This is a genomic window from Aeromonas molluscorum 848 (assembly GCF_000388115.1).
Taxonomy (GTDB): domain Bacteria; phylum Pseudomonadota; class Gammaproteobacteria; order Enterobacterales; family Aeromonadaceae; genus Aeromonas; species Aeromonas molluscorum.
In genome coordinates, this window is record NZ_AQGQ01000170.1 from 1 (window position 1) to 8265 (window position 8265).

The 8265-nt window shown below is 61.0% G+C and carries 7 protein-coding genes; 4 read left to right on the top strand and 3 right to left on the bottom strand.

The genetic code is table 11. The features are described 5' to 3' along the window. Positions 1-1431, top strand: a 1431-nt coding sequence (locus tag G113_RS17120) for a methyl-accepting chemotaxis protein (protein ID WP_005907767.1), incomplete at its 5' end; no start/stop codon positions are given. An 8-nt stretch (positions 1432-1439) separates the two neighbouring features. Further along, positions 1440-2891 carry an ABC transporter substrate-binding protein gene (locus G113_RS17125; RefSeq protein ID WP_005907769.1) on the top strand — a complete coding sequence of 484 codons (1452 nt, stop codon included), beginning with the start codon at positions 1440-1442 and terminating at the stop codon, positions 2889-2891. A 95-nt stretch (positions 2892-2986) separates the two neighbouring features. On the opposite strand, the gene G113_RS17130 is transcribed toward G113_RS17125, so the two are convergent. After that, positions 2987-3790, bottom strand: a complete 804-nt coding sequence (locus G113_RS17130) for a GNAT family N-acetyltransferase (RefSeq protein ID WP_005907771.1) — start codon at positions 3788-3790, stop codon at positions 2987-2989. A gap of 330 nt (positions 3791-4120) precedes the next feature. Between G113_RS17130 and metF the strand changes: the two genes are divergently transcribed. After that, positions 4121-5011, top strand: a complete 891-nt coding sequence (gene metF / locus G113_RS17135; RefSeq protein ID WP_005907772.1) for a methylenetetrahydrofolate reductase — start codon at positions 4121-4123, stop codon at positions 5009-5011. Positions 5012-5078: 67 nt separating this feature from the next. On the opposite strand, the gene G113_RS17140 is transcribed toward metF, so the two are convergent. Next, on the bottom strand, positions 5079-6224 hold the full coding sequence (locus tag G113_RS17140) for a benzoate/H(+) symporter BenE family transporter (protein ID WP_005907773.1): 1146 nt from the start codon (positions 6222-6224) through the stop codon (positions 5079-5081). An 87-nt stretch (positions 6225-6311) separates the two neighbouring features. Here G113_RS17140 and G113_RS17145 point away from each other — a divergent pair, with 87 nt between their 5' ends. After that, the gene (locus tag G113_RS17145) at positions 6312-6875 is read left to right on the top strand and encodes a helix-turn-helix domain-containing protein (protein ID WP_005907774.1); all 564 of its coding nucleotides are present in this window, start codon (positions 6312-6314) and stop codon (positions 6873-6875) included. 39 nt (positions 6876-6914) lie between these two features. Here the strand turns inward: G113_RS17145 and G113_RS17150 are convergent, their stop codons facing one another. Further along, entirely contained in the window at positions 6915-8111 is a 1197-nt protein-coding gene (locus G113_RS17150) for an NnrS family protein (protein WP_005907775.1), read from the bottom strand. Positions 8112-8265 lie beyond the last annotated feature (154 nt).

An 8265-nucleotide genomic window follows, 5' to 3' on the forward strand; every position in this document is an offset into this window, starting at 1 on the left:
GGTATCGCCCGGGATCTGAAGAACATACGCCGCGCCGACGCAAGCACGGATCTCAATGAATTGGAGCGGGTGCTTGGCAAGGATATCGAGATGGCCCGCAAGCGGCTGGAGCGGGTCGATGTGCCCGCCGACGTCAAACAGCGTTTCCTCTCCAACCTGGACAGGATGCAGGAGCTGGCCTTAGGCAAACAGGGTCTGCTTGCCACCATGCGCCAAAGCCAGCAACTGGCAGCCTCCCTGGAACAGCTCAACCAGCAGCTCGATGCCGCCCTGGTCAGCAGTCTCAATCAGCTCGATGAGATGGGCAAGAGTGCCGGCACCATCGCCAGCTCCAGCCGCGCCCTGGCCGATGATGCCGTCAGCAGTGCCAGCATCTGGATCCTGCTGGTGGCGGCAGTGTCTGCCGCCGCCGCTCTGCTGATCGGCTACACCACGGCCCGCAGTATACAGCGGCCATTGCAGCGTATCGGGCATGAGCTGAGCCTGATGGCGGCAGGGGACATGACCCGCCGCATCGATTATCGCAGCCGTTGCGAGTTCGGCAGCCTGTCCCGTTCCATCGATACCCTGGCGGGCAAGACAGGTGAACTGCTGGCTCAGATCAATGCTGGTTCCCGTCATCTGGTGGAGGAGGCGAGCCGCGCCGCCGAGATCAGCGAGCGGGCCATGGCCCGGGTGCAGGATCAGAAGAGCCAGACCGATCAGGTGGCTGCCGCCATCACCGAGTTGGAGGTGAGCGCCACCGAGGTGGCTCGCTCCACCGATGGCACCAAACACGAGGTCGATCTCGCCGACGAAGAGGCTCGCGCCGGTCGACAACAGGTCGCCGTGACCCGTCGCCTCACCGAAGAGTTGGCCGGGGCCATGGCCGAGGCCGTGGGCATCACCCACAAGCTGGGGGAATTCAGCCACAACATCGGCAGCATTCTGGATGTCATTCGCGGCATCGCCGAGCAGACCAATCTGCTGGCGCTCAACGCCGCCATCGAAGCGGCCCGGGCCGGTGAGGCCGGTCGCGGCTTTGCCGTGGTGGCCGACGAAGTGCGGGCTCTGGCCAACCGGACCCAGACCAGTACGGAAGAGATCCAGGCCATGATCGAAAACTTGCAGAGCGCCAGCAGCCAGGTGGTCGAGGTGATGGGCCGTAGTCAGGAGCAGACCGGCAGCTGTGTCGATCAGACTCGCCAGATGGACGCGGCCCTGCAATCCATCGCCGAACGGATGAGCGCCATCAAGTCGATGGCGGATCAGGTTGCCCACGCAGCTCAAGAGCAGATCTCGGTCAGCCAGGGGGTGGCTCGCCATATCTCAGGTATTGCCGAGGTGGCCTATGAGACAGAGCGGGAAGCCCGTCAATCGGCCAGCAGCAGCGAAGTGCTCGCCAATCTGGTTGCCAAACAGCAGCAATTGATCGCCCATTTCAAGGTATGAGAGGACTTATGGCTAACAAGTGGATCGGAGCCCTGAGCCTCCTGTTGTGTGGTCAGTTGATGGCCAGTGAGCTGATGATCGAGAGCTGGCGTACCGATGACAAGGCGTTGTGGGAGCAGAAGATCATCCCGGCCTTCGAGACCGAGCATCCCGGTATCAAGGTGGTCTTCCACCCGGTGCAAAACGTCAACTATATACCGACCCTGTGGCAGAGCCTGAAGGCGGGCAAGGCGGGAGATCTTATCACCTGTCGCCCGTTTGATGACTCGTTGGCGCTGTTCAAGGCCGGCTATCTTGCCGAATTGACCGAGATGGCCGGGATGGAGAACTTCCCGAGTTTCGCGCAGTCTCCCTGGCAGACGGACTCCGGGGCCCAGACATTCTGCGTGCCCATGGCCTCCGTCATTCACGGTTTTTTCTATAACAAGACGATTTTCAAGGAGCTGGGCCTGAGTCTGCCCGAGACCCGGGAGGATTTCTTCCAGGTATTGGAGAAGGTGAAGGCTGATGGCCGTTATGTGCCGCTGGCCATGAGCGGCAGTGAGAGCTGGGTCGCCTCCGAGCTCGGCTTCCAGAACATAGGCCCCAACTACTGGAAGGGTGAAGATGGTCGTCTGGCGCTGGTCAACGGCCAGGAGCGACTCGACGATCCTCAGTACCGGCAGGTGTTCGAGGAGCTGGCTCGCTGGCGTCCCTATCTGGGTGAGGGCGCCGCGCAGCGGGACTATGCAGCCAGTAATGAGTTGTTCACCAGTGGCAAGGCCGCCTTCTATGTGGCGGGATCCTGGGAGATAGCCCCCTTCACCGGCAAGCTGGACTTCGGCGTGATGCGCCCGCCTGTGGCCAAGCGTGGAGATGGTTGCTTCTTCACCGACCACACCGACATCGGCATGGGGCTCAACCCCGCCAGCAAGAACAAGGAGGCTGCCATGGCCTTCCTGCAGTGGCTGACCAGCGCCCAGTTCGCCGAGTTGTACACCAATGCCTTGCCCGGCTTCTTCTCCCTCTCGAACCACTTCTTCGAGGTGAGCAATCCTGCGGCGCGGGAGATGATGGAGTGGCGTGATCAGTGTGACTCGACCATCCGGGTTGCGACTCAGATCCTGTCTCGCGGCGAACCCAAGCTGGGGGATGAGTTGGCGAGCCAGAGTCAGGCCGTGCTGCTGGGCAACCAGACGCCACAAGCGGCGGCGACGTTGCTCGAGCAGGAGCTCAAGTCCTGGTATGCCCCCCATCAGGGCAGCAAGGTCAAAGGCGCCGCTTGCCAATGCGAGGGGCCAGTGGCCTCCAGTGCCCCCCTGGCGACAGGCCCGGTGGTCGACGAGACGCTGACCGCTGCACCCGCCCAGACGCCAGTACCGGTTCAGGCTGAGGGCAGTGTGGCCGAGGCTGCGCCTTTACCTGCGGCCAGCCCGCAGACGGAGGCTGCCCTGGCTCGGCAGTTGGAAGGCACTCAGTGAGTCGATGCCGGGCATGCTGGCTCGGCGTACAGATATGAAGAAGGGAGGCTTGGGCCTCCCTTCTTTGTTTATCGTGATTTTCGCCGAGCCTCCCCTCAGGGCGTTGCCGCTTCCCGGGGCCAGCGGCAGAGACTGGCGATGCGCGCACTGGGGATGAATCCCAGGTCGCGATAAACCCGCTGGGCGTGATACTGCTCGTCCGCCACTATCACCAGTTGCGGGACCCGTGTCAGGCCCTGTTCGGCGACCCGAGCAAGTAACAGCTTGCAGAGTCCGCGGTTGCGCCAGGCCTGGCGAGTGCGCACTAGCTGGAAACGCCCCAGGGTTGGGGTGAAGAAGAGACCGCAACTCGCCGCCAGTTGATCTTCTTGCCAGAGGCCCCACCAGTTGCCCAGCCCATCGTCCGTCATGGCCTGATAGAGCCGTTGGCGACTCTCCAGGTAGGCGAGGTAACGCCCGGCCGGATAGTCTGGCTCGCGCTCCTCCAGCTCCAGGGCGAGCCAGTCGGCCCAGTCCGCCGTCGTGAAGGGACGGATATGGGAGCCCGTGCTGTCGGGGGGGATGAGCAATTGCTCCCGCTCCAGGGACAGCACCACGCACTCCATATACTGGTAGCCGGTCGCGACGAAGCCGGCAACCCGGCTGTTCTGCCCTTCGGCCAGGGGCCACTGGAAGGTGCGATGACGCACCCTGGGATCGGTCGCAATCAGTTTGTCGAAGCTCTGCTCCAGCCAGCCTTTGTCCCGATCGCTAGGGGCCGCGCTCAGCAACAGGTAATTGCCGAAGTAGTAATCGGGGGCTGCGGGGGTGCGCACCGCCCAAAACTGGGGGTGTGTGCTGACCTCGCCCTGATAGCGGTCGAACAGCAGGTCGGTGGCAAAGCCGGGATGGGTATCCATGATGAGCTCCTGCTAGTTGGATATTGGGTTATCGGCAGAGGAGGCTGGATATTGAAAAAGGGGCCGGAGCTGGGCTCCGGCCAAACAATCACACGCAGATTCAGAACGTCCAGGACGATCCGCCGCCATCATAACCTGAGCCAACGCGTTTTGGCATGGGAGCAAACTCGCAATAACGAGATAATATGGCTACATATGGACCCTATTTTGATGGAGAGGCATTTCCTGATTGACATTCGAGCGGTTTGTCTTAAAGATAGCAAGACGTTTAGACGTCCAGACATTCATTTGGCGTCAGGAAGAGCAGCGAGCAGGGCAGGGAGTAGAGCGATGGGATTTCACAGTGCACGTCAGGTTGAAGCACTCAACCAGAGTCTGGCCGATTTAAGCGGTGACATAGGGGTCAGTTTCGAGTTTTTCCCGCCCAACAGCGAAGGGATGGAGAACACTCTCTGGCAATCCATAGAGCGTCTCAAGGTGCTGGAACCCAAGTTCGTCTCCGTGACCTATGGCGCCAACTCGGGTACCCGGGATCGCACCCACAAGGTGATCAAGGACATCAAAGATCGCACCGGTCTCATCGCCGCCCCGCACCTGACCTGCATCGATGCCAGCCGTGACGAACTGCGCACCATAGCCCGTGACTACTGGAACAGCGGTATCCGCCACATAGTCGCCCTGCGCGGTGACCTGCCCCAGGGAGTCGACAAGCCGGAGATGTATGCCACTGATCTGGTTGCCCTGCTCAAGGCCGAGGCCGACTTCGATATTTCCGTGGCCGCCTATCCGGAAGGTCACCCCGAAGCCCGTAGTGCGCAATCGGACTTGCTGAGTCTGAAGCGCAAGATCGATGCCGGTGCCAATCGCGCCATCACCCAGTTCTTCTTCGATGTGGAAACCTATCTGCGTTTTAGGGATCGCTGCGCCGCCATCGGCATAGATGCCGAGATAGTGCCGGGCATACTGCCGGTCTCCAATTTCCAGACCCTGGCCAAGTTTGCCGGTTTCACCAACGTCAAGGTGCCGCGCTGGATGCACCAGCGTTTCGAAGGGCTGGATAACGATCAGATGACTCGCAACCTGGTGGGCGCCAGCATCGCCATCGATCAGGTTCGCGTGCTGAGCCAGGAGGGGGTGAAGGATTTCCACTTCTATACCTTGAACCGCTCCGAGCTGACTTACGCCATCTGCCATACCCTGGGGGTGCGTCCCAAGGTGTGACCCGGTAACGGACTAGATGATCAAAGGCCAGTGCATTGCACTGGCCTTTTGCTATGTGCGACAGGGGTCAGGTGCATCGCAGCCGATACAGACCCCAGCCGATGAGCAGGCCCCAGCAGGCGGATCCCACTCCGAGCAGGCTGATGCCGGAGGCCGTGATCATGAAGGTGAGCAGGGCGGCCTCCCGCTCATTTTCTTGCTGCAACGCCCCATAGAGGCTGTTGCCAATGGTGCCGAGCAGAGCCAGGCCCGCCACGGCCGTGACCAGGGCGGGTGGAAAACCATTGAACAAGGCCACGACGGTAGCGCCGAAACAGCCACTTATCAGGTAGAAGCCGCCGGCCCAGACGGATGCCGCCCAGCGTCGTGCTGGATCCTGATCGACCTCCTTGCCCATGCAGATGGCGGCCGTGATGGCGGCCAGGTTGAACGCAAATCCCCCGAAGGGGGCCAGCACGACACCGATGAAACCCGTCCAGCCAACCAGGGCGGAGGCGGAGACCTGATAACCATGGGCCTTGAGAATGGCGATGCCCGGCATGTTCTGGGAACTCATGGTGACGATGAAGAGTGGCAGGGCAATGCCCAGCAAGGCATCGAGCGAAAAGTGCGGACTGACCCAGACAGGGCTGGCCAGCTGCCAGCTGACATCGGCCAGTTGCAACTGACCGCGCAGTGCGCACAGTCCCACGCCAACCGCCAGTACCACCACCATGGTGTAGCGTGGCCAGAGATGGCGGGCAGCGATGAAGCTGAACAACAGTGCCCCGATCAGCAGTGGGTCTATCGGGGTTATCTTGAACAGATCCAGGCCAAAGCGCAGCAACACCCCGGCCAGCATGGCGGCGGCCAGGCTGGCCGGGATTTGGCGCATCAGTCGCTCGAACCAGCCGGTGATGCCGCAGAGTGTGATGAGAAGAGATGAGAGCAGGAAGGCGCCGATTGCCTCTGCCAGGCTGAATTGACCCAGGCTGGTGATGAGCAGTGCCGCCCCCGGAGTCGACCAGGCCGTCAGTATGGGAGTGCGGTAATAAAGAGAGAGACCGATGCAGCTCAACCCCATGCCGATACCCAGCGTCCAGAGCCAGGAGGCCGTTTGGGCGGCGTCAGTACCGGCGGCGCTGGCCGCCTGGATGATGAGCACCACTGAGCTGGTGTAGCCAACCAGCACGGCGATGAAGCCAGCGACCAGATGGGGGAGTGCGAATGGCATGGGGACATCCTTGTGTCAGTTTGTGCGTTATTGCGTACAATATGGCTGAGTATAGGGATGGGCGCTATAGCGCACAAGGGGGATTGCATGCAGACCATGAGCCAGCATCTGGCACAACGATTGAAAGGACTTCGCACTGAACTGGGCTGGAGCCTGGATGTGGCGGCGCGGGAAACAGGGGTGAGCAAGGCCATGCTCGGCCAGATAGAGCGCGGTGAGTCGAGTCCGACGGTCGCCACGCTCTGGAAGATAGCAACCGGCTTTCGGGTCTCCTTTTCCAGTTTTATCGAGGCGACACCAGAGCCGGTGCGGGAGACCCTCCATCGCGTCGCTGACGAGATTCGCCAGCAGCCCGCCGGGGAGGGGATGTTGGTCGCACCACTATTCCCATTTGAACCTGTTATTGGCTTCGAGTTATTCGAATTGACCCTGCTGCCCGGTTATCAACGGGAGTCAGAACCCCATGCACCGGGGGTGACCGAGCATGTCATTGTCATCGCCGGAGAGATGGAGCTGCTGGTGGAAGGACGGTGGCACCGCCTCGGCAATGGGGAAGCGATGCGCTTTGCCGCCGACCGCCCCCATGGCTATCGCAATCTGGGCAAGCAGCCAGCCAGGTTTCACAACCTGATCCACTACCCACCGAGCTGAGGCGGCGGGACTGCCTGGCCGATCAGCGCTCTGCCCGCCTCAGCCGGGACGACCGTCGAGGCGGGGACGGCTCAAGATGGGGGCATATACCCAGACGAAGAGGGCATAGGCCAGCGCCCAGCTCAATCCGCTCAAGTTCCAGCCGAGCAGCGTCTGGGCAGGCCAGAGCAGGGGCAAGAGTGGCCGAGTCAGGCCGGCCAGCAATACCAGGCTAAAGGCCAGCACTATGCGGCGTCCCACCTGCAGGGCTCGCCCGCTGTGGCCGAGCGAGACCCTGGCGATCATCGCCAATATCATGGTTCCCATAGCTCCGGCGCTGAGAAAGTGGCTGGCCGCCGAGGCTGTGATGGCGAATCCCATGGTCTGGGCAGCAAATCCAGTCAAGCCGAGGGGAATGAACAGATAAGCCAGATGCAGGGACCAGAGCAGGGGATGGGGTAGCGTGCTTGGCAAGCGCCAGCGAAGTTGCCGCCACAGATTGAGCAGTGCCGCCACTATATATAGAGGGGCAAGTAGCCCCGCGTTCAACCAACCGCTTGGCAGAGATAGCCAGCAAGCAAGCAGCAGCCAGAGCGAGCCGAGTGCCGCCCGTTCCAGCCAAGGCAGAGCAGGGACCTTATCTTGACCGGTACCGCGCGCAGTAAAGAAGGGAATGACGCGCCCCCCCATGACGGCAATCAGAGTAATGAACAGCAAGACGGTGGTGATCAGTATCCGTTCCGCCAGCAACCAGTCTCCGCGCCAATACCAGCTTGCACCGTTGAGCAGGGTCAGTAACAACAGAAGAGGCACGAAGAACAGGTTGCGCCATTGACGGGTGACCACGATGGGTTTGGCCAGGAACCAGGCACAAAGCGGTAACCAGAAGAGATCTGCCAGCATCAATGCGCTCGTGCTTTCACCCAGCCAGGGTAGTAATAGCCTGGGCAGCGCCCAGAGCCCGACCACCAGGGCCAGCGGCCATCCTCGCACGCCGGGATGGGCCGTCCAGTTCTGCACTGCCGTCAACAGAAAGCCGGCCACTATGGCGGAGCCAAAGCCGAACAGCATCTCATGGCCATGCCACCAGACAGGGTTCTGCAACCCGGGCAAGAAGACGTAGCCATTGAGTTGGCCGAGCCAGGCGAACATGGCCAGAGAGGCGAACAAGGCACCGAGTAGAAAGAAGGGACGAAAGCCCAGACGAAACAAGGGAAGGATCCGCTCTTCCTTGCGGCTGTCGAGGATCTGGTGCATGAGATGACCTTAATTGAACATTTGAAAAGCCAATTATAAAGTGGCTTTTCAAATGTTCAATTAAAACCACGGGCAATGGCTTGATGGCCCAAAATGACCATGTTTCACCCACTTTGTTGGATAACTGAACGAACGAACCTTTATAGTGAAAAAG

What these genes read in the sequence shown, in the direction of transcription:
- G113_RS17125 (WP_005907769.1), top strand. Translation starts at nt 1,440, where the DNA reads ATGGCTAACAAGTGGATCGGAGCCCTGAGCCTCCTGTTGTGTGGTCAG.
- G113_RS17130 (WP_005907771.1), bottom strand. Translation starts at nt 3,790, where the DNA reads ATGGATACCCATCCCGGCTTTGCCACCGACCTGCTGTTCGACCGCTAT.
- metF (WP_005907772.1), top strand. Translation starts at nt 4,121, where the DNA reads ATGGGATTTCACAGTGCACGTCAGGTTGAAGCACTCAACCAGAGTCTG.
- G113_RS17140 (WP_005907773.1), bottom strand. Translation starts at nt 6,224, where the DNA reads ATGCCATTCGCACTCCCCCATCTGGTCGCTGGCTTCATCGCCGTGCTG.
- G113_RS17145 (WP_005907774.1), top strand. Translation starts at nt 6,312, where the DNA reads ATGCAGACCATGAGCCAGCATCTGGCACAACGATTGAAAGGACTTCGC.
- G113_RS17150 (WP_005907775.1), bottom strand. Translation starts at nt 8,111, where the DNA reads ATGCACCAGATCCTCGACAGCCGCAAGGAAGAGCGGATCCTTCCCTTG.